The following is an 18,701-nucleotide window of genomic DNA, read 5'->3' as shown; positions in this document are numbered from 1 at the left end:
GAAGGGATCAGTCGGCTTTGGCCGAAGCCGGCGGGGCGAGTGTATCGGCAAGGTCCATGTGGCGGGAGACGATGATCTTTTCACCCAGCAGGCCGCGCGGCCGCAGGATGAGCGCGACCGAGAGCAGCACGCCGATGCCGGTGATCTGCAATGCAGCCGCACGCGCCTGCTGTTCCGGCGGAAAGATCGCCTGGATGGCGCTGCCGGACAATGCCCAGAGCGCCCAGATGACCACGCCGCCAAGGATGGCGCCGAGATTGTTGCCGGAGCCGCCGATGATCAGCATCGTCCAGACCTGGAAGGTCAGGGTCGGCAGGTAGTTTTCCGGCGCGATGAAACCGATGAAATGCGCCTGTACGGCACCACCCAGCCCCATGATCGCACCGCCGAGCACGAAAGCCTGCAGTCGGTAGCGTGCCGGGCTCTTGCCGAGCGAGGTGGCCGCCTCCTCGTCCTCGCGCACGGCGCGGAGAACACGGCCCCACGGGCTGCGCACCAGCCGCTCCAGCGCCAGATACAGCACCAGCACGACGACGGCGATGGTGGCGAGATTGGCGAAGTTGAAGGCGAGTGCATTGCCGGCCAGCCCGCCGAACAGCCGCGGGATGAAACCGATGCCGAAGGGACCGCCGGTCAGCCATTGCGCATTCAGCGCCACCAGCTGGATGGTGACGGCAACGCCGAAGGTGGCAATGGCGAGGTAGTCGGAGCGCAGCCGGAGCGTCGCCAGGCCGATGAAGCCGGTGACGGCGGCGGAAACCAGCATGGCGCCGGCCCAGCCGACGACGATCGGCAGGCCGAAACCGCCGAAATGCACATCGCTCGGCGGCGTGGTGAGGATCGCCGAGGTATAGGCACCGACAGCGGCAAAACCGGCGACGCCGACATTGAACAGGCCGGTCTGACCCCATTGCAGGTTGAGGCCGAGGCAGAGGATGGAATAGCTGAGCGCCGTTGCCAGGAAGAAGGCGATGTAACCGGCAAGGCCGAGATTGATGAGGTCGAGCATCAGGATCTAGCTCCGAACAGGCCGGACGGCCGCACGATGAGGACGACGATCAAAAGGAGGAAGGCGACCGCGGCGCGCCATTCGGCGCCGACCGTCTGTACTGCCATCGCCTCGGCGATGCCGACGATCAGACCGCCGATCAGAGCGCCCGGCACGCTGCCGATGCCCCCGAGGATGGCGGCGGCAAACAACGGCAGAAGCAGATCGAAACCCATATAGGGACGGATCTGCACGAGCAGACCGACCATGATGCCGGCGGCGCAGGCAAGCGCCCCGCCGATCATCCAGGTGATGTTGACGATGCGGGCAACATCGATGCCGGCCACCCGCGCCAGATCCGGGTTTTCGCTGACCGCCCGCATCGAGCGACCGGTCTGGGTGCGCGTCAGCAGCAGATGGATGGAGAGCACGAGAGCAGCGGTAAGGCCGATCAGCACCATCTGGTCCGGCGTGGCGCGGATGCCGAGACCCAATTGTTTGGCGATCTGCAGCTTCTTGCTGAAATAGGTCGGGCTGGAGGTGAAGAAGAATTCGAGCAGGCTGCGCAGCGCCATCGAGGCGCCAAAACTTGCCATGACGGCGGTGATGGCGTTGGCGCGCCGGCGCAGGTGGCGGAAGAGCACGTAATCGAGGCCGAGCGCCAACAGGCCGGTCAGGACCATGGCGATGATTGCGGCGACAAGCAGCGTCCAGCCGAAGGAGAACGGCCCGATGGCCGGCACCGCGCCGCCCATGGCCCAGCCGAGAATGCCGGAGGTAAACAGCGTCGCATAAGCGCCCCAGGAGATGAACTCGCCATGGGCGAAGTTCGAAAACCGCAGGATGGAATAGGTCAGCGTCACGCCGATGGCGCCGAGACCAATGATCGAGCCTGTCAGCAGGCCGTCGACGAGGAATTGCAGGTTCATGCCGGCACCTCCTTGCCGCGCAGCTTGCCGCCGCCGAGATAGAGTGCGGCAATGGCCGGATCGTTCCAGAGGTCGGCGGCACCGCCCTCATGGGCATTGCGGCCTTCGGCGAGGATATAGGCGCGGTCGGCGATCGCCAGCGCCGCCTTGGCGTTCTGCTCCACCAGCACGATGGTGACGCCCGCCTTGCGGATGCCGGCAAGATTGACGAACACCTGCTCTACCAGTTTTGGCGACAGGCCGGCGGAGGGTTCGTCGAGCATGACGACACGCGGCGAGACCATCAGCGCCCGGGCGACCGCGACCATCTGGCGCTGGCCGCCGGAAAGCCGGCCGGCGAGGAGATGGCGCTGGCGGGCGAGATCGGCAAACATGCCGTACATCTTGTCGAGCTGCGGCGCGCGTTCGGCCTTCGGCAGAATGCCGGCGGCGAGCCGCAGATTGTCCTCGACGCTCATCTGGCCAAAAACGTTTTCCGTCTGCGGCACGAAGGCAAGCCCTTCATGCACCAGCCGGTGCGCCGGCAGCGCGGCGATTTCCCGGCCTTCGAGCCGGACCGAACCCGACTGTTTCGGCACCAGGCCGGCAATCGACTTGATGAAGGTGGATTTGCCGGCACCGTTCGGGCCGAGGATGACGACGATCTCGCCCGGCGCCACCGTCATCGAGGCGCCGCGGACGATCGGCACGCCCGGATCGTAACCCGAGACGAGGTCGGTGACGGCGAGGATCGGCTCGGCCTGACTTTCAGGATGAGGGGCGCTCATTGCAGGTGCCCTCCGCCGAGATAGGCCTCGATCACCCGCGGATCGGCCGCCACATCCTCGGGCGTGCCCTCGCAGAGCAGCTTGCCCGTCGCCATGACGAAGACGTGGCTGCAGAGGCGAGCGATCATGTCCATATTGTGCTCGATGATCAGGAAGGTCGTACCGCGGCGGTTGATCTCGACGATTCGGTCGATGATCACTTCCAGCAGGCTGGGGTTGACGCCGGCGGCCGGCTCGTCGAGCAGGATGATGCGCGGTTCGGCCATCAGCACGCGGGCAAGCTCGAGAAGCTTGCGCTGGCCGCCCGAAAGTACCTTGGCCGGCTGGCGGGCAAGATGCGTCAACGTCACGAATTCGAGCAGCGCCATCGCCTTGTCGTAGGTTTCTCTTTCCTCGCGGGCGACACGGCCCGGCATGATCCAGTTGGGCAGGATGTGTTCGCCGGCCTGGTTCTGGCGGCCGAGCATGACATTTTCCACCAAAGACATGTTGGGAAAGGGTTTTGGGATCTGGAAGGTGCGGCCGAGGCCGCGGGTGATGCGCCGGTGCGCCGGGCTTGCCTCCACCGCCTCGCCCTCGATCAGCACGCGGCCGGCTGTCGGGCTCATGGCGCCGGCGAGCAGATTGAACATCGTCGTCTTGCCGGCACCGTTCGGGCCGATCAACCCGACGATTTCGCCGGCACCGATCGATAGCGATACGCCATCGACGGCGGCGATGCCGCCGAAGCGCTGCACCACGTTTTCCGCGGCAAGCACCGGCCTGTCTCCGGTCCGCTGGCGCCGGCCTTCCGGCGGCGCTGCCCCTGTCTGCTGCATCCGGCGAAACCTCAAAAAAGAGTTTGATATTCAATTTGTGATCAAATATCGTCATTTACACGGTAACGCGCACTTAACCCTCTGGCAAGAGTGATCCGGGCAGGCAGATGGCGGATTTTTCAAGGGTGCTGAAAATCGACGGGAGGCCGCGGGAGCCTGCGCCTCTGCGCGACAAGCTGACGCCGGTCGTGCGCGAAACAGTGCAGGACCGGGTCTACCAGCAGCTGCGCCAGGCGCTGATCTACGGGCTTTTCGATCCCGGTGAGGTGCTGATCATCCAGGATCTCGCGGTTTCGATGCAGACCAGCACCATGCCGGTGCGCGATGCCCTGAGCCGGCTCATTTCCGAACAGGCGCTGGAGGCGCTGCCGAACCGCTCCGTGCGCGTGCCGGTGATCGACCCGAAGCGGCTCGACGACCTCCTCAAGGCCCGTATCGTCATCGAGGGTGCGGCCCTAGAGCTTGCCACCCATCGCATCACCGACGAAGAGATCGAGGCGCTGCATCCGCTGATCGGCCATTACGACGAGGCGCTGGCGAACCGCTCCGATTATCCGATCGAGGAGGAGCTGGATCTCAACAAGAGTTTCCACTTCCGCATCTACCAGCATTCCGGCTCCGACGTGTTGTTTCCGATCATCGAGAGCCTGTGGCTGCAATCCGGCCCTTATGTGCGTGCCGCCGTGCTGAAATTCGATCCGAAGAGCGAAATATCAGCGCTGCATTATCACCGGGAAATCCTTGCAGCCCTGAAGGCACGCGATGCGGAAGCTGCAAAACGGGCGCTCGCCTCCGATATCAGCCGCGCCTTCGACCTCTTGCGCGACACGCCGCTGACCGACAGCGAACCGGCGCCGCCGACCAAGAGACGTTACAGGCGCAAGACGTGAAGAACAGGATGGAACGGACATGACGGCGACGGATGACGGTTTCGAGCTTTACGACCTGCGGGTCGAGGCGGTGGTGCCAGAGGGCAAGCCGATCTATTGCGGCGCCAAGCCCGGCGATCATTTCGAACTGCGCGGCGAGATGCTGAGCCTGCCACCGGGCCAGGGTTTTTCCATCTATTCGCTGGCCGCAGTGTTGCCGCTCCTCGCCGCCAAGCAGCGCGTCACCCACAAGAACGACTGGATGACCAGCGACGCGGAAATCGCCTGCCCCGACCCCAACTGCGCCAGCCGCCTGAAAATCGTGCGGCTCGGCAAGCGCCGTTTCAGCCATGCCGAAACCACCGCCGTGCCGCTGCCCAAGGAAGAATGAAAATGACCGCCAAGACCTATGACCTCCGCCCCGGCTATACGATTTCCCGCGTCATCCGCGGCGGCTGGCAGCTTGCCGGCGGCCACGGCCCGATCGATCGCACCCAGGCAGTAGACGACCTGATCGCCGCCTATGATGCCGGCCTGACCACCTTCGATTGCGCCGATATCTATACCGGCGTCGAGGAACTGATCGGCGATTTTCGCGTCAAGCTTGCCGACAAGCGCGGCGTCGATGCGGCGGCGAAGGTGAAGGTGCACACCAAGATGGTGCCGGATCTCGACGTGCTGCCGCGCATCAGCAAGGCCTATGTCGCCGGCATCGTCGAGCAGTCCCTGAAGCGGCTACGGCTCGAGCGGCTGAACCTCGTGCAGTTCCACTGGTGGGACTATGCTTTTGACGGCTATCTCGACGCCTTCGGCTGGCTGAACGAACTGCGCCAGGAAGGCAAGATCCAGAATGTCGGCGGCACGAATTTTGACGTGGCACGGGTAAGACAGGTGCTGGACGCCGGCATTCCGCTCGCCAGCATGCAGGTGCAATATTCCGTGCTCGACAACCGGCCGGAACACGGCTTTGCCGACCTCGCCGCCGCAAACGGCATCACCCTGCTCTGCTACGGCTCCGTCGCCGGCGGTTTTTTGAGCGACCGTTGGCTCGGCGTGTCTGAGCCGGAAATGCCGCTCGAAAACCGTTCGCTGGTCAAATACAAGCTGATCATCGACGATTTCGGCGGCTGGGACCTGTTCCAGGAACTTCTGCACACCCTGAAAACCGTTGGAGACCGCCACGGCGCCGACATCGCCACCATCGCCAGCGCCACCATGCTGGAGCAGCCGGTGGTCGGCGCGGTTATCGTCGGCGCGCGCAACCAGGCGCATGCGCTCGCCAATGCGAAAATCATGGACATCGCCCTGACGGAAGCCGACCGCGCCGCGATCGCCGCCGTTTTGTCCCGCCGCACCGGCCCGGACGGCGATATCTATACGCTGGAGCGCGACCGCCACGGCCGCCACGGCTCGATCATGCATTACAACCTCAATGCGGGACGACACTGATGGCTTCGACCCTTCTCGATATTGCGACACGCGAAATCGTCGAACTGCACGAATTCTTCGTCCGGTGGTTTGTCGATGACGGCTCGCCGGCGCCGGATTTCTCCCGTTTCGAAAAAGCCATGGCAGCCGACATGACGATGATCCCGCCGGAAGGCGTCATCCTCGATCGCGCCGCCGTCGTCGAGCACGTGCGTTCGGCGCGCGGCAAGGTCGCTGGCGATTTCTCGATCACGATCGAGGACGTCTGGTCGGCCTATGAGGACGAAAACAGCATTCTCGCCTGCTACGTCGAGGTGCAATGGCGCAATGGCCAGTGGAGCCGGCGCCGCTCCAGCGTGCTTCTTTCCAAAAATTCATCGGCGCCGCTCGGCGTCGAATGGCGGCATCTGCATGAAACCTGGCTGCAGGCGCCGAATGCATCACAGGCTCCGTAAGTGTTCAAACTCTGAGTGTTAAAATAAGGGGAACCCGCATGAAAAAGACACTTCTTTCTCTCTCCACCGGCCTGGCGATGCTCGCCGCCGCCGGTGTCGTCCAGGCCGCCGATTGCAAGATCACCGTCGGCCTCGTCATGGAACTGACCGGCCCTGCCGGCGAGTATGGCCAGGCCGGCGCCAAGTCGGTGGAAATGGCCTTCCGCGACATCAACGAGGCCGGCGGCGTGCGCGGCTGCGATCTCGTCACCGATACCCGCGACAGCCAGAGCCAGGGCAACGTCGCCGTCGATGCGGCAACGCAGCTGGTGCAGGTCGGCAAGGTGCCGGTGGTCATCGGCGGCATCATCTCGTCGGTATCGATCCCGATCCTGACCTCGGTCACCGGCCCGGCCAAGGTGGTGCAGGTGTCGCCTGCTTCGTCTTCGCCGACGCTGACCGCACTCGGCCGCGACGGCAAGACCAACGGCGTCTTCTTCCGCACCATCACCTCGGATGCGCTGCAGGGTGTTGCGGCGGCGAAATACGCCCTTGACCAAGGCTTCAAGAAGCTCGCCGTCATCCACGTCAACAACGACTTCGGCGTCAACATGGTCTCGGAATTCTCCCGCGCCTACAAGGCGCTGGGCGGCGAGATCGTCTCGGTCACGCCCTACAACGAAAAGCAGTCGAGCTACCAGTCGGAAGTCACCAAGGCGATGGAAGGCGGCCCCGACGGCCTCTACCTGATCAGCTATCCGGTCGATGGCGCCACCATTGCCCGCGCCTGGATCTCGCAGGGCGGCGTGCAGAAATTCCTGCTCAATGACGGCATGAACAGCGCCGACTTCATCTCCGCCGTCGGCGCCGAATATCTCAACGAAGCCTATGGCACCTCCTCGGGCACCAGCCCGACGAAATCGACCGAATATTTCAACGCCAACTACAAGGCCTTCTCGAACATCGGACCGTCGAACCCGGCGGCCGACCGTTCCTACGATGCCGGCGCCATCGTCGCGCTTGCCATCGCCGCAGCCGGTTCGGAGGATCCGGCAGCGATCCGCGACGCGATCTACAAGGTCGTCGATCCCGCGGGCGAGCCGATCTTCGCCGGCAAGGAAGAGTTCGCCAAAGCGCTCGGCCTGATCAAGGACGGCAAGCCGATCAAGTATGAAGGCGTCATCGGCCCTGTTTCCTTCGACAAGTACGGCGATATCACCGGCCCGTTCCGCCTGTGGAAGGTGACGGACGGCGAGGTCAAGACGGTCGGCGAGATGACCACCGACGACGTCAACAAGCTGAAGGCTGAAATCGACAAGTAAGCCGGTTAGCCGACAAGACGAAAACCCCGGAGCGCAGCCTCCGGGGTTTTTCTATTCCTGACTGTTTCGCCTGCATCGGTTCATGCTGCCGGGCTTCCGCATCTTTCACTGGCGCAGCCTCGATAACTGGTATAATGAGTATATCAATAATCGATTGAATTCCGTGGCTGGTGACAAGGCGATAACGGCATTTCCCGCTTTCCAACCGCATCGATCCCGCCTAACCATGAAGCGTGCCAAACCGAGACCGACCATGAGCCCGCGATCCGAACCCATCGTCCGCCGCAAACTGTCCGACGAGGTCTTCGACCGCCTCGAACGTTTGATTACGTCCGGCGAGTTGAAGCCCGGTGACGAGATGCCGTCCGAGCGCGAGTTGATGGAACGTTTTGGCGTCGGTCGCCCGGCGATCCGTGAGGCAATGCAGTCGCTCGCCAACATGGGCCTGGTGGCGATTTCCCATGGCGAGCGCGCCAAGGTGCTGGAGTTGACGGCCAAGTCTTTGTTCCGGCAAGTGGATCTCACCGCCAAGATCATGCTGTCGAAATCCTCCGACACGCTGGAACACCTGAAGAATGCCCGCATCTTCTTCGAGCGCGGCATGGCGCGGGTGGCCGCCGAAAAGGCTTCGCCGCAGGACATCGCCGATCTGCGTGTCATCCTGGAGCGGCAGCGCTCGTCGCTCGGTCAGGCCGAAGCTTTCATCGCCGCCGACATGGCGTTCCACACCCGCATCGCCGAAATTTCCGGCAATCCGATCTTCACCGCCGTCAGCGAGTCCATGCTCGCCTGGCTGAAGGAATACCACACCGAGATGCTGATCTGGACCGGCAAGGAAAAGTTCACGCTGGCCGAACACGAGGAGATCATCCATTGCCTGGCGCAAAACGACGCCGACGGCGCCGAACAGGCCGTGCTGAAACATCTGGAGCGATCCCGGGCCCTCTACGCACTGGCGAACGCCCGCACCGCGGAGGAATGAACCGCCCGACGGCGGTGCCGCTATTCGAAAGCCGTTTCGCACACCGGCCGTTTGGGCTATAGCCAGCTTCCGTTGACCAGCAGAGTTCGGAGTTTCCCATGGCCGCCACCATCCGCTACCACGAAGGCGATATTTCCGCCGCCGATGCCGCCCGCTACACCGGCGACGTCGCCATCGATACGGAAACGCTCGGCCTCGTGCCGCGCCGCGACCGGCTATGCGTGGTGCAGCTTTCACCGGGGGATGGAACCGCCGACGTCATCCGCATCGCCGCCGGCCAGACGCAAGCGCCGAACCTCGTCGGCCTGCTCGCCGATCCGACGCATCAGAAAATCTTCCACTTCGGCCGCTTCGACATTGCCGTGCTTTTCCATACCTTCGGCGTGACGACGACACCGGTGTTCTGCACCAAGATCGCCTCGCGGCTGGTGCGCACCTATACCGACCGACATGGGCTGAAGGACAATCTCAAGGAAATGCTCGAAGTCGACATCTCCAAGGCGCAGCAATCCTCCGATTGGGCCGCCGCGACGCTGTCGCAGGCGCAGCTCGAATATGCCGCCTCGGACGTGCTGCACCTGCATGCGCTGCGCGACAAGCTGACGGAGCGGCTGGTCCGCGACGGACGCAAGGATCATGCGGACGCCTGCTTCGCTTTCCTGCCGACCCGTTCCAAGCTCGACCTGCTCGGCTGGGAAGAAACGGATATTTTCGCGCACAGCTGAGACCAGCCGGTATTCATACATCTTGGGATTGTCTATTAACGCGACATTAAGCATCGCGACCTATTTTCGTGCATATTTCAGAGGAAATATTCTCGGAGGTTTTTCGTGCTGCTCCCCACCCAACAGGCCAGCGGCGATTTTCTGACCGGCTTCATGCGCAACATGCTCGAGCAGATCGAGGAGCGGCGCACCGAGGAGGAAGAAAAGACCAAGGGCAAGAAGGATACCAAGGACGACGATCTTCTCAAAGCGAAGATCAAGTCGGACGAAGCCCAGCAGTCCGCGAATGCCAAGATCAACGAGCATTTCTTCGGCGCGCTGCAGAACGACCAGAACCGCATGGCCGAGCTGATCTCGCGCTTCTCCGACGTGCTCGGCGTTGCCCAGGCCGATGGCGAGAGCGCTACCGATTTTGCCGACCGGCTTCAGGACGCCCTGACCATGGTCGGAACTGCGGCGAAGAACTATTCCGATGGCTCAGCCATTCCGATCGGCCTGAAGACCCTCAAGGTCTCGACCGAAGATCTCAAGGCGGTGTTGAACAACACCTTTCCGGAAGGAGAGGAGCCGAGCTCGATGACGCTTTATGCGGCCCGCATCGTTTCGGCTGCCGGCGTCAGCACCAGCAGTGAAACATTCTACGAAGATGTGGTAAAAGCCCTGACGGATTACCGCCAGACGCTCGCCAATACCGTCGAGGATGTGGAAAAGCAGTCGGGCCTGACCGAACTCGGCATATCCGCCGCGCAGATGATCGAAGCGATTCGCCGGCCCTGGGGCGAGTCGGCACAGGCGGTGACCAAGGCCTTCGACGACCAGGCCGCTCAGGACAAGACCCTGACCAAGGATATCGCCAAGGCCATCCAGCGCCTCGAAGATGTCGCCGATCCGAAAACCGTTGCCGAACTGAAGGTCGAGCGGACGGAAAACGACCCGACGCAGGTCGAGGACGAAGAAACCCGCCAGGAACGCGAAGCCGATATCAAGGCACAGGAGGTCTTCGAGAAGGTTGAGGACGTCAAGAAGGCGCAGGACGCGATCAGCGAGAGCAATGAGGCCACGGCAGGATCCGGAGAAACCGATCCGGCGGCCGATGCCACCGAGGTCATCCAGGCGCTCGCCGCCAGCGCCGAGGCGATCGAACAGAGCGAAGACGGCAACGAGACGGAAACCGCCGAGGAACCCTCCGCCGTCGACGACGGCGACCCGGCCACGCTTTCGCGCGATGAACAGATCGCCATCGTCGTCGAACACACGCCGGAGGCAGCCATGCAGGCGGCGGCCGAGGCCGCCAACGACATCGTCGCCGTTTCCGTCGACGAGATCGGCATCTACGAGATCCTCAAGAAGCAAAAAGAAGCCGCATAATTTTTGCGGCTTTTACGCGGTTATTAAGCATTTTGGCGTTTCATAGGCACCGCCGGATCGGGAGCGGACCACCGCAAGAGACCCGCCCGTGCGCTACCAGTGTGTGTTGTGAGTAGGAGTAGGAATGGGAAGTGTTTTCCCGGCGGTTCAGGGCTCCGAGGGTTTTACCTCATCCTCCCTGGACCTGGGCGAGCATGCCGACATGTTTGCGGCTCTGCTCGATCCCGAAACAGCAAGCGCGTTCGATCCCCACGCGGCCGAACCGTCCTTCAATGACAATCCCTACGATACCCCTGGCGGCATGCACGGCATGGCGGCGCCATCGGCAAAGAGCGTCAAGGGAACATGGCTCGATGCATTCCAGCGCGAGAACATGGACGAGTTTCAATCGGAAACCGGCCATCTCACCGCCGTCAACTCCGACGAAACCGGCCTCTACCGGCTGTTTCGCAACCTTTCCCCCTGAACCGCTGGCCTAGAGCAATTCCAGCAAAAGTGCGTAGCGGTTTTGCTGGAATTGCTTAGAAACAATGAGATAGAGCGTTTTCGCGTTTCAGAGAAAGGCGGAAATTCTCTGAAGAAACGCCGGCAGAAGCGCGCTCCGCGCCCTGCCGGATCTGTTTCAGGCCTCTGCGGCGCGGCGTCGAATATCGTCGAACGACTGGTCGACGAGCAATTCGCCGTTCTTCCAGACGGGGATCAGGCTGTTGGGCTGGCGTCCCAGCTCGTCGAGCCGGATGCCGGCGAGATCGCCGAGCTGGTTCGTGACGGCAAGGCGGCCGCTCTTCGACGCCTTCTCGTGCATCGTCGCCGGGCGCTTGGCGACATCGTGCCAATGGCCGGTGGCATCCTGGCGGGCGCTGGCCTTCATCGTGAACGAATAGCTGTCGCGCGTCACCTTCTGCATCAGGCCCGAGCCCATGCCGAACAGGATGTTTTCGGCGGAAAAACCCGCCGCTTCCATGCGTCCGAGCACCATGGTGATATCCTGCCCCGAAACGCCGTCGCCCTGCAGCACACGAACATTGTCGTTGATGACCTTGAAACCCTTGGCATTGAGATGGGTGCCGAAAGCGTAAGCCAGCTGGGCGACCACCCGGACCGGGGTATCGATCGGATCGCCGCTGTCGGGGCGGACGATCAGCGTGCCGCCGGCGGCGCGCACCCTGTCGATCAGCTGTTTGCCCCAGATCTCCGCCACGGCATTGTTGATATCGTAGCTGTCGGAGACCACCGAATAGGTTCCGGTCCCGAATTTTTCGATCATGTTGGCATAGGCTTCCGCCTCGCGGGGCTGGCCCCAGGAGGTCATCGTCGCATGTTCGGCCGCCGGAAACGACGTGCCGGCCATGCGCGCGCCGTAATATTTGCGGGCGTAGAGGATGCCGACCAGCGTATCGGTCGTCGCAAACTGCACGAGATGCGCCGCGCCGCCGAGGCCTGCCTGTTCATGGCTGGTTGCCGCCCGCGAGCCGAAATCATGCAGCCGTGACGGCAGCATCGCCGCCGGATCCTCGCAGGTGCGCTCCAGGAAGGGCATGAGGATGTCCTTCAACTTGCGGGCGTTGCTGGCGACGGAAGACGGATACCAGACGGCGCGCAACAGCGCCGTTTCCAGGTAGGAGGTCACCCAGGCGAAGTCCGGATCGGTATTGACGATCTGCAGCACCGGCACGCCGCGCCGCACGACGGTTCCTTCCGCCAACGCCTCGATCGCCACCGGCATATGGCCGCCATGCCGTTCGACGATGCCCAGCCAGCCTTCCCGGTTGAATGGCAGGCCATGGGCGACGGAGATCTCGGCCGCCTCCAGGATGTCCATCTTCGTCACCGGTCGGGCGAGATACTCCTTCAGGAACATCTGCAGCCCGAAAAACACCACCTCGGGCCGTTGCGACAGGCCGCGCGCCTCGATGTAGGAGGAGATCGCCCGGGTATCAGCGGGGTACTGCAGGTAATGGCTGAGCTTGTAGCTGTCGGTGTTGAGGATGGGATTGGCGAGGCTCATGACGGGTTCCGGCAGGCAGGGTTGATGCGGGCTGCGGGCAGCATGATGCGGCACGCCGATGGTATCTATAGCAATCTCCGGCACTTGGCATCGCCATTAGCGTTTTATTAACCATTGGAGGATAAATTAAGGGTTAATAAAGGAGCATTCGCAGGCGCTATGAAGCGCCACGCAGCTTTCAAAGCTCGCGATGGGATGCCGCGGACCGCATGAGCGGCCTTGTTGAACCCCTGCTTTCCATCGCCATCGATACCTGAAGGAGTCACCATGCTGCCTCCGCTTCGCTCGTCGTCAAATTCGAATTCACAGTACCAGAACCAGGCAAGCCTGAACACGTCGGGTCAGACCGTGTCCGTCTCCGCATACAAGGTGCATTTCGCCGGCGGAGATCGCGACCCGAATTCCAATGCCGCCGGCAAGCTGAGCGTCCTGCTTCTCGCCGGTCGCGACCGCATGACCGATCACCTGGCAATGCTGGCCGATATCGTCGGCGAGACCATCGGCATGCCGCGCAAGGACGGTGAAAGCAGCGTCGACTACATCCAGCGCCTCAGCGAGGTGATCCGCAAGCTGACGCCGGCGCAGCGGATGGAGGTGGAACGGCAGCTCAACCTGGCGATCCAGGGTCTGAAATTGCGCTTCCTGCTGGCAGCCTTCGAAAACCCCACCGGCCCGGAAGCCGCCCGCATCGCCGCCTACCTGGAAACGGCCCGCAACGTCGAGCGCGATCTCGCCGCCAAATCCGTGGTGACCTCCTACCGGCAGCACGAAGAGGCCGAAACACCGCAGGCCCAGCAGCTGGAAGCGGAAAAGACACCGGCCGCCGGCAGCGGCAACACCGCCACGCCTGCCTCCGCGGCCGCCGAAGACACGACCGAAACCGGCGATGCCGCCCCGGACCACCAGACAACGACAAACCAGGCATCTGCTGCAGAAACGCCGACCGACGAAACACAGGAAGGGGAAACATCCATGCGACGTGAATTTCCGGAGCAATATCTGCTCGAGGCAGAACCGGAAACCCAGGCCGGCCCTTCCCCCGAGATGTCGGAGAAAACTCCGGATGCCCGCACCCTCCAGGATATGCTGAAAAAGGCGTTCCAGCAGGGGGAAAGCAACGATGCCACCATCCAGGCCAAGGCGACGGCGCAACTGCGCGAGGAAGCCTCGCGGGCGGCACTGCTCGACATCGCCTCCGGTTTCGAAACCGTCCAGGAGGAATTGACCGAGTTCGATTTCGACTCGCAGCCCTCCCTGCCGGCGCGCACCGAAACATTGGCGAAACGCACCGCCGACACCACGGCAGAGCGCCCGGCTCAGGCTTTCGAGCAAATGGAGACCGAAGACACCGCCGCGCACGGCCAGACAGCCGTCCGCCAGCAGGCGACGGCCGCCAAGCTCGATGCCGCTGCGCTGCGCAGCGTCTTTACGCCCAATCCGATCCGCGAAGGCGACTACCATCCCACCCTCTATGTCCTCAAGGGCTGGACGGAACTGACCACGCCCGAAGGACAGCTGCCGCTGGACGAGATGTCCGTGCCGCTTTCCCTTTCGGAGGCGGAAATCGAGATGGCGGCGATCCGTTTCTCATCCAGCGCCGCGAAAGCGCCGGCCGGCGAAACGACCGAACCCACAATGCCGTCCCTGAGCGCTGCCGCTTCGGAACCCGAAGCCGAGGCCGAGGCAGCGCGGGGCGAGCGCCACACGGCGACGGCTGACGGCGCGACCGCCAAGGCCGCACCGACCCTGATCGAAAAGCAGGTGCTCATGCAGCTGGCGCTCGCCGCCCGCGACGGCGTCCCCTACCCGCTCGTCGGATATCCGTCGGCGCAGGAACTGCTTTCGGACGACGTCGAGGAAGCGCGCCGACGCGAAGATGACGAAGACACCGAAGAGGACGACAGCCGGCAGAACGACGAAGACCGGCAGGCCGGACAGGACGACGAACTGCTTTCCCACGAGGAGACGGACGAACTTTCGCCACTCGCCGACAATGACGACGATGCCGAACGCGCCCATGACCTCTACCAGCGCATGGCAGGCTGGTCCTGAGGCTGGCCTCCCACAGCCCGACAGGTAAAACGCCATGAAAAAACCCGCCGGAAGATCGCTTCCGGCGGGTTTTCTTATTGTCTTGAGGCCTTGGCCGCCGATGATTATTCGGCGTTGCGGTTCTTCAGAGCCGCGCCGAGGATGTCGCCGAGCGATGCGCCAGAGTCGGACGAACCGAACTGAGCAACGGCTTCCTTCTCTTCGGCAATTTCCAGTGCCTTGATCGACAGAGTGATCTTGCGATCCTTCTTCGAGAAGTTGGTCACGCGTGCATCGACGGTCTGACCGACCGAGAAACGCTCCGGACGCTGCTCGTCGCGATCACGCGACAGGTCCGAACGGCGGATGAACGAGGTGATGTCTTCGTGGTTGACGAGACGCACTTCGATGCCACCGTCGTTGACAGCGATGACTTCAGCCGAAACGACGGCGTTCTTGCGCAGTTCGCCGGAAGCGGCGGCTTCACCGACAGCATCCTTGCCGAGCTGCTTGATGCCGAGCGAGATGCGCTCCTTGTCGACGTCAACATCGAGAACGACGGCGCGAACGACGTCACCCTTGTTGAACTCTTCGATGACCTGTTCGCCCGGACGGTTCCAGTCGAGGTCGGAGAGGTGCACCATGCCGTCCACGTCGCCGTCGAGGCCGATGAACAGGCCGAATTCGGTCTTGTTCTTGACTTCGCCTTCAACTTCCGTGCCAGCCGGATGGCTGTGCGCGAATGCCTGCCACGGGTTCTCGAGCGTCTGCTTGAGGCCGAGCGAGATACGACGCTTGGACGGATCGACTTCGAGAACGACAACGTCGACTTCCTGGCTCGTGGACAGGATCTTGCCGGGGTGTACGTTCTTCTTGGTCCAGGACATTTCCGAGATGTGGATCAGGCCTTCGATGCCCGGCTCCAGCTCGACGAACGCACCGTAGTCGGTGATGTTCGTGACGGTACCGGAAATCTTCTTGCCTTCCGGATACTTGGCCGAGATGCCATCCCACGGGTCGCTCTCGAGCTGCTTCATGCCGAGCGAGATGCGGTGGGTTTCCTGGTTGATGCGGATGATCTGAACCTTGACCGACTGGCCGATGTTCAGGATCTCCGACGGATGGTTGACGCGGCGCCATGCCATGTCGGTGACGTGCAGCAGGCCGTCGATGCCGCCGAGGTCAACGAACGCACCGTAATCGGTGATGTTCTTGACGACGCCGTCAACAACCTGGCCTTCTTCAAGGTTCTGAACGATTTCAGAACGCTGCTCGGCGCGCGACTCTTCAAGAACCGTACGGCGCGAAACGACGATGTTGCCGCGACGCTTGTCCATCTTGAGGATTTCGAAGGGCTGCGGAATGTGCATGAGCGGCGTAACGTCGCGGATCGGACGGATGTCGACCTGCGAACGCGGCAGGAAGGCGACAGCGCCGTCGAGATCGACGGTGAAACCACCCTTGACCTGGTTGAAGATGACGCCTTCGACGCGCTCGCCGGCTTCGAACTTGACTTCGAGACGGGTCCAGCTTTCTTCGCGGCGAGCCTTGTCGCGCGACAGAACGGCTTCGCCCAGGGCGTTTTCGATGCGCTCGACGTAGACTTCAACTTCGTCGCCGACCTTCAGCGTGCCGTCCTTGGCCTTGGCGCCGAATTCCTTCAGAGCGATGCGGCCTTCGACCTTGAGGCCGACGTCGACGATGGCGACGTCCTTCTCGATAGCCGTGATGATACCCTTGGTTACGTAGCCTTCAGCCAGATCGTTCTTGGCAAAGGACTCTTCGAGAAGGGCTGCGAAATCCTCACGAGAGGGAGTAGCTACAGACATAAAATCTCCTGGTGTGCCCGGTTACGGACACGGCGCGCCGGTGGCTGGTGTTGAACAGGCCTGAACCCAGTCCGCCTCCATCAGAGGCTATCCGGCGCATGGACGGAATTTCAGGCTTTTGTCAAAACTAACAGGCCTCGTGCGAAAGCACGCAAACCCGATAACTTTTAGGCATTCTGGCTCAGGGCCGCGTCGATGATCGATTTCGCCGCCTGAAACGCGGCCTCTATACTCATTTCCGACGTATCAAGCAAGTGCGCGTCTTCAGCCGGTTTCAAAGGGCTGTCGGCGCGCCCCATGTCGCGTTCGTCACGCTGCTTCACATCGGCGAAGATTGCCGCGTAATCGGCCGCACCACCCTTGCCGACGATCTCGTCGTAACGCCGCCTTGCCCGAACCTCCGGCGACGCCGTGACGTAAAGCTTCACCAGCGCATCCGGGCAGACGACCGTACCGATATCGCGGCCATCGAGCACCGTTCCCGGCGCCTTTTTCGAGAAGGCGCGCTGCGCCTCCACCAAAGCCTTGCGAACCGACGACATCACCGCAATCTTCGAAGCGGCCTCGCCGATCGCGTGTTGCGACAGGATATCGCGCTCCAGCCCGGCCAATTCAAGGGTTTCCGCCACTTTTGCCGCCACCGGCTCGTCGTCGAGCGGCAGGCCGGCATCGACCAGCGCCTTGGCCGTGGCGCGATACGTCAGGCCGGTATCGAGGTGGTGAAACCCGTAAGCCTCGGCAATCCGCCGCGACAGCGTGCCCTTGCCGGCCGCTGCCGGGCCGTCGATGGCGATGACCGTGGTCAAGCGGCTCCGCCTTCGTGCAGCTCGATCTTTGCGCCCAGTCGCGCCATCAGGTCCATGAATTCCGGGAAGCTGGTGGCAATCATCGTTGCGTCGTCCACCGTTACCGGATGTTCGGATGCAAGCCCCATGATCAGAAAACTCATGGCGATGCGATGGTCGAGATGGGTGGCGACGGCCGCTCCCGAAGCATTGCCGAGGCCCTTGCCGCCGGGCACGCCACGCACGACCAGCGAGCTTTCGCCCTCGTCGCAATCGACGCCGTTGAGCTTCAAACCGTTGGCGACGGCAGAGAGGCGATCCGATTCCTTCACCCGCAGCTCCTCGAGGCCGTTCATCACGGTCGCGCCCTCGGCAAAGGAGGCGGCCACGGCCAGCACCGGATATTCGTCGATCATCGACGGCGCCCGGTCTTCCGAAACCGTCACACCCTTGAGCTCCGAGGAGCGCACACGAAGATCGGCGACATCCTCACCGCCGGCAAGCCGCGGATTGAGGATCTCGATATTGGCGCCCATTTCCTGCAGCGTCAGGATCAGGCCGGTGCGCGTCGGGTTCATCAGCACGTTGAGGATGGTAATGTCGGAGCCGGGCACCAGCAGGGCCGCCACCAGCGGGAAGGCGGTGGAGGACGGGTCGCCCGGAACGTCGATCGTCTGGCCGGTGAGCTTGCCGCGACCTTCAAGACGGATGGTGCGCACGCCCTCGCCGTCGGTCTCGACCGTCAGGTTGGCGCCAAAACCCTGCAGCATCTTTTCCGTATGGTCGCGGGTCATGATCGGCTCGATCACCGTGGTGATGCCGGGCGTGTTGAGACCGGCGAGCAGCACCGCCGACTTCACCTGGGCAGACGCCATCGGCACGCGGTAGGTGATCGGCGCCGGCGTTGCCGGGCCATGCAGCGTCACCGGCAGGCGACCGCCTTCGGCAGACTTTACCTGCACACCCATCTGCTTGAGCGGATCGAGCACGCGGCCCATCGGTCGCTTGGTCAGTGAGGCGTCGCCGATGAAGGTGCTGTCGAAATCATAGACGCCGACGAGGCCCATTGTCAGGCGGCAGCCGGTGCCGGCATTGCCGAAATCGAGCGGTGCTTCCGGTGCCAGCAGCGCGCCGTTGCCGGTGCCGTTGATGATCCAGACGTCGCCGTCCTTGCGGATCTTGGCGCCCATCGCCTGCATCGCCTTGCCGGTGTTGATGACGTCTTCGCCCTCAAGCAGGCCGGTGATGCGCGTTTCGCCGGAGGCCAGGCCGCCGAACATGAAGGAACGGTGCGAAATCGACTTGTCGCCGGGAATGCGGGCTGTGCCGGAGAGGTTGGACGAACGGCGTGCGGTGGCAGGTTTAGCGGCGGCCCCATGCGACATGGAAAAATCCTTTGCAAAGCGCTTCATTCTTCC

Annotated in this window: 18 protein-coding genes; 10 read left to right on the top strand and 8 right to left on the bottom strand. The window is 62.9% G+C overall.

The window, feature by feature from the left end; translation table 11 throughout:
- Positions 1 to 7: 7 nt before the first annotated feature.
- The 4 genes from ACSQ3I_RS00475 to ACSQ3I_RS00460 are packed head-to-tail and all read right to left on the bottom strand — an operon-like array spanning position 8 to position 3,502.
- Entirely contained in the window at positions 8 to 1,009 is a 1,002-nt protein-coding gene (locus ACSQ3I_RS00475) for a branched-chain amino acid ABC transporter permease (protein ID WP_435995252.1), read from the bottom strand.
- Positions 1,009 to 1,917: a branched-chain amino acid ABC transporter permease gene (locus ACSQ3I_RS00470; protein ID WP_435995250.1), complete on the bottom strand. Its 909-nt coding sequence runs from the start codon at positions 1,915 to 1,917 to the stop codon at positions 1,009 to 1,011. The genes ACSQ3I_RS00475 and ACSQ3I_RS00470 overlap by 1 nt, the downstream gene beginning before the upstream one ends.
- Complete coding sequence (locus ACSQ3I_RS00465) at positions 1,914 to 2,684, bottom strand: ABC transporter ATP-binding protein (protein WP_435995248.1); 771 nt, start codon at positions 2,682 to 2,684, stop codon at positions 1,914 to 1,916. The genes ACSQ3I_RS00470 and ACSQ3I_RS00465 overlap by 4 nt, the downstream gene beginning before the upstream one ends.
- Positions 2,681 to 3,502 (bottom strand): ABC transporter ATP-binding protein, encoded by an 822-nt coding sequence (locus tag ACSQ3I_RS00460; protein WP_435995246.1) that lies wholly within the window; start codon positions 3,500 to 3,502, stop codon positions 2,681 to 2,683. Before ACSQ3I_RS00460 ends, ACSQ3I_RS00465 begins: the two co-directional genes overlap by 4 nt.
- Before the next feature lie 107 nt (positions 3,503 to 3,609).
- Here ACSQ3I_RS00460 and ACSQ3I_RS00455 point away from each other — a divergent pair, with 107 nt between their 5' ends.
- The 9 genes from ACSQ3I_RS00455 (at position 3,610) to ACSQ3I_RS00415 (ending at position 11,096) form a co-directional block, all read left to right on the top strand.
- On the top strand, positions 3,610 to 4,392 hold the full coding sequence (locus ACSQ3I_RS00455; protein WP_435995244.1) for a GntR family transcriptional regulator: 783 nt from the start codon (positions 3,610 to 3,612) through the stop codon (positions 4,390 to 4,392).
- A 19-nt stretch (positions 4,393 to 4,411) separates the two neighbouring features.
- Positions 4,412 to 4,762: a TIGR04076 family protein gene (locus tag ACSQ3I_RS00450; protein ID WP_435995242.1), complete on the top strand. Its 351-nt coding sequence runs from the start codon at positions 4,412 to 4,414 to the stop codon at positions 4,760 to 4,762.
- A 2-nt stretch (positions 4,763 to 4,764) separates the two neighbouring features.
- Positions 4,765 to 5,820: an aldo/keto reductase gene (locus tag ACSQ3I_RS00445; RefSeq protein ID WP_435995240.1), complete on the top strand. Its 1,056-nt coding sequence runs from the start codon at positions 4,765 to 4,767 to the stop codon at positions 5,818 to 5,820.
- Positions 5,820 to 6,254 (top strand): DUF4440 domain-containing protein, encoded by a 435-nt coding sequence (locus ACSQ3I_RS00440; protein ID WP_435995238.1) that lies wholly within the window; start codon positions 5,820 to 5,822, stop codon positions 6,252 to 6,254. The genes ACSQ3I_RS00445 and ACSQ3I_RS00440 overlap by 1 nt, the downstream gene beginning before the upstream one ends.
- 38 nt (positions 6,255 to 6,292) lie before the next feature.
- Positions 6,293 to 7,555 (top strand): ABC transporter substrate-binding protein, encoded by a 1,263-nt coding sequence (locus tag ACSQ3I_RS00435; protein ID WP_435995236.1) that lies wholly within the window; start codon positions 6,293 to 6,295, stop codon positions 7,553 to 7,555.
- A gap of 253 nt (positions 7,556 to 7,808) precedes the next feature.
- A complete protein-coding gene (locus ACSQ3I_RS00430; RefSeq protein ID WP_435995234.1) occupies positions 7,809 to 8,537 on the top strand; it encodes a transcriptional regulator NanR in 729 nt (242 codons plus the stop codon).
- Between the two features lie 98 nt (positions 8,538 to 8,635).
- Positions 8,636 to 9,262 carry a ribonuclease D gene (locus ACSQ3I_RS00425; protein ID WP_435995232.1) on the top strand — a complete coding sequence of 209 codons (627 nt, stop codon included), beginning with the start codon at positions 8,636 to 8,638 and terminating at the stop codon, positions 9,260 to 9,262.
- A gap of 105 nt (positions 9,263 to 9,367) precedes the next feature.
- The gene (locus ACSQ3I_RS00420; RefSeq protein ID WP_435995230.1) at positions 9,368 to 10,630 is read left to right on the top strand and encodes a hypothetical protein; all 1,263 of its coding nucleotides are present in this window, start codon (positions 9,368 to 9,370) and stop codon (positions 10,628 to 10,630) included.
- 124 nt (positions 10,631 to 10,754) lie between these two features.
- On the top strand, positions 10,755 to 11,096 hold the full coding sequence (locus tag ACSQ3I_RS00415) for a hypothetical protein (RefSeq protein WP_435995228.1): 342 nt from the start codon (positions 10,755 to 10,757) through the stop codon (positions 11,094 to 11,096).
- A gap of 156 nt (positions 11,097 to 11,252) precedes the next feature.
- On the opposite strand, the gene ACSQ3I_RS00410 is transcribed toward ACSQ3I_RS00415, so the two are convergent.
- Positions 11,253 to 12,722 carry a nicotinate phosphoribosyltransferase gene (locus ACSQ3I_RS00410; protein WP_435995226.1) on the bottom strand — a complete coding sequence of 490 codons (1,470 nt, stop codon included), beginning with the start codon at positions 12,720 to 12,722 and terminating at the stop codon, positions 11,253 to 11,255.
- A gap of 183 nt (positions 12,723 to 12,905) precedes the next feature.
- On the opposite strand from ACSQ3I_RS00410, the gene ACSQ3I_RS00405 reads away from it, so the two are divergent.
- Positions 12,906 to 14,690, top strand: a complete 1,785-nt coding sequence (locus ACSQ3I_RS00405; protein WP_435995224.1) for a hypothetical protein — start codon at positions 12,906 to 12,908, stop codon at positions 14,688 to 14,690.
- A 104-nt stretch (positions 14,691 to 14,794) separates the two neighbouring features.
- Here ACSQ3I_RS00405 and rpsA read toward each other — a convergent pair whose 3' ends face one another.
- The 3 genes from rpsA to aroA form a co-directional block, all read right to left on the bottom strand.
- Positions 14,795 to 16,498: a 30S ribosomal protein S1 gene (gene rpsA / locus ACSQ3I_RS00400; RefSeq protein WP_435995222.1), complete on the bottom strand. Its 1,704-nt coding sequence runs from the start codon at positions 16,496 to 16,498 to the stop codon at positions 14,795 to 14,797.
- Between the two features lie 167 nt (positions 16,499 to 16,665).
- On the bottom strand, positions 16,666 to 17,304 hold the full coding sequence (gene cmk / locus ACSQ3I_RS00395) for a (d)CMP kinase (RefSeq protein WP_435995220.1): 639 nt from the start codon (positions 17,302 to 17,304) through the stop codon (positions 16,666 to 16,668).
- Positions 17,301 to 18,668 (bottom strand): 3-phosphoshikimate 1-carboxyvinyltransferase, encoded by a 1,368-nt coding sequence (aroA, locus tag ACSQ3I_RS00390; protein ID WP_435996216.1) that lies wholly within the window; start codon positions 18,666 to 18,668, stop codon positions 17,301 to 17,303. The genes cmk and aroA overlap by 4 nt, the downstream gene beginning before the upstream one ends.
- Positions 18,669 to 18,701 lie beyond the last annotated feature (33 nt).

Origin of the sequence: Rhizobium sp. LjRoot30 (genome assembly GCF_964253915.1) — a bacterium.
In the GTDB taxonomy this organism is placed as follows: Bacteria; Pseudomonadota; Alphaproteobacteria; order Rhizobiales; family Rhizobiaceae; genus Metarhizobium.
Note: the sequence above shows the minus strand (reverse complement) of the source record. Positions and strands in the feature narration are given on the sequence as shown.

What these genes read in the sequence shown, in the direction of transcription:
- ACSQ3I_RS00460 (WP_435995246.1), bottom strand. Translation starts at nt 3,502, where the DNA reads ATGCAGCAGACAGGGGCAGCGCCGCCGGAAGGCCGGCGCCAGCGGACC.
- ACSQ3I_RS00470 (WP_435995250.1), bottom strand. Translation starts at nt 1,917, where the DNA reads ATGAACCTGCAATTCCTCGTCGACGGCCTGCTGACAGGCTCGATCATT.
- ACSQ3I_RS00450 (WP_435995242.1), top strand. Translation starts at nt 4,412, where the DNA reads ATGACGGCGACGGATGACGGTTTCGAGCTTTACGACCTGCGGGTCGAG.
- ACSQ3I_RS00440 (WP_435995238.1), top strand. Translation starts at nt 5,820, where the DNA reads ATGGCTTCGACCCTTCTCGATATTGCGACACGCGAAATCGTCGAACTG.
- rpsA (WP_435995222.1), bottom strand. Translation starts at nt 16,498, where the DNA reads ATGTCTGTAGCTACTCCCTCTCGTGAGGATTTCGCAGCCCTTCTCGAA.
- ACSQ3I_RS00430 (WP_435995234.1), top strand. Translation starts at nt 7,809, where the DNA reads ATGAGCCCGCGATCCGAACCCATCGTCCGCCGCAAACTGTCCGACGAG.
- ACSQ3I_RS00475 (WP_435995252.1), bottom strand. Translation starts at nt 1,009, where the DNA reads ATGCTCGACCTCATCAATCTCGGCCTTGCCGGTTACATCGCCTTCTTC.
- ACSQ3I_RS00435 (WP_435995236.1), top strand. Translation starts at nt 6,293, where the DNA reads ATGAAAAAGACACTTCTTTCTCTCTCCACCGGCCTGGCGATGCTCGCC.
- ACSQ3I_RS00445 (WP_435995240.1), top strand. Translation starts at nt 4,765, where the DNA reads ATGACCGCCAAGACCTATGACCTCCGCCCCGGCTATACGATTTCCCGC.
- aroA (WP_435996216.1), bottom strand. Translation starts at nt 18,668, where the DNA reads ATGTCGCATGGGGCCGCCGCTAAACCTGCCACCGCACGCCGTTCGTCC.
- ACSQ3I_RS00405 (WP_435995224.1), top strand. Translation starts at nt 12,906, where the DNA reads ATGCTGCCTCCGCTTCGCTCGTCGTCAAATTCGAATTCACAGTACCAG.
- ACSQ3I_RS00425 (WP_435995232.1), top strand. Translation starts at nt 8,636, where the DNA reads ATGGCCGCCACCATCCGCTACCACGAAGGCGATATTTCCGCCGCCGAT.
- ACSQ3I_RS00415 (WP_435995228.1), top strand. Translation starts at nt 10,755, where the DNA reads ATGGGAAGTGTTTTCCCGGCGGTTCAGGGCTCCGAGGGTTTTACCTCA.
- ACSQ3I_RS00465 (WP_435995248.1), bottom strand. Translation starts at nt 2,684, where the DNA reads ATGAGCGCCCCTCATCCTGAAAGTCAGGCCGAGCCGATCCTCGCCGTC.
- ACSQ3I_RS00455 (WP_435995244.1), top strand. Translation starts at nt 3,610, where the DNA reads ATGGCGGATTTTTCAAGGGTGCTGAAAATCGACGGGAGGCCGCGGGAG.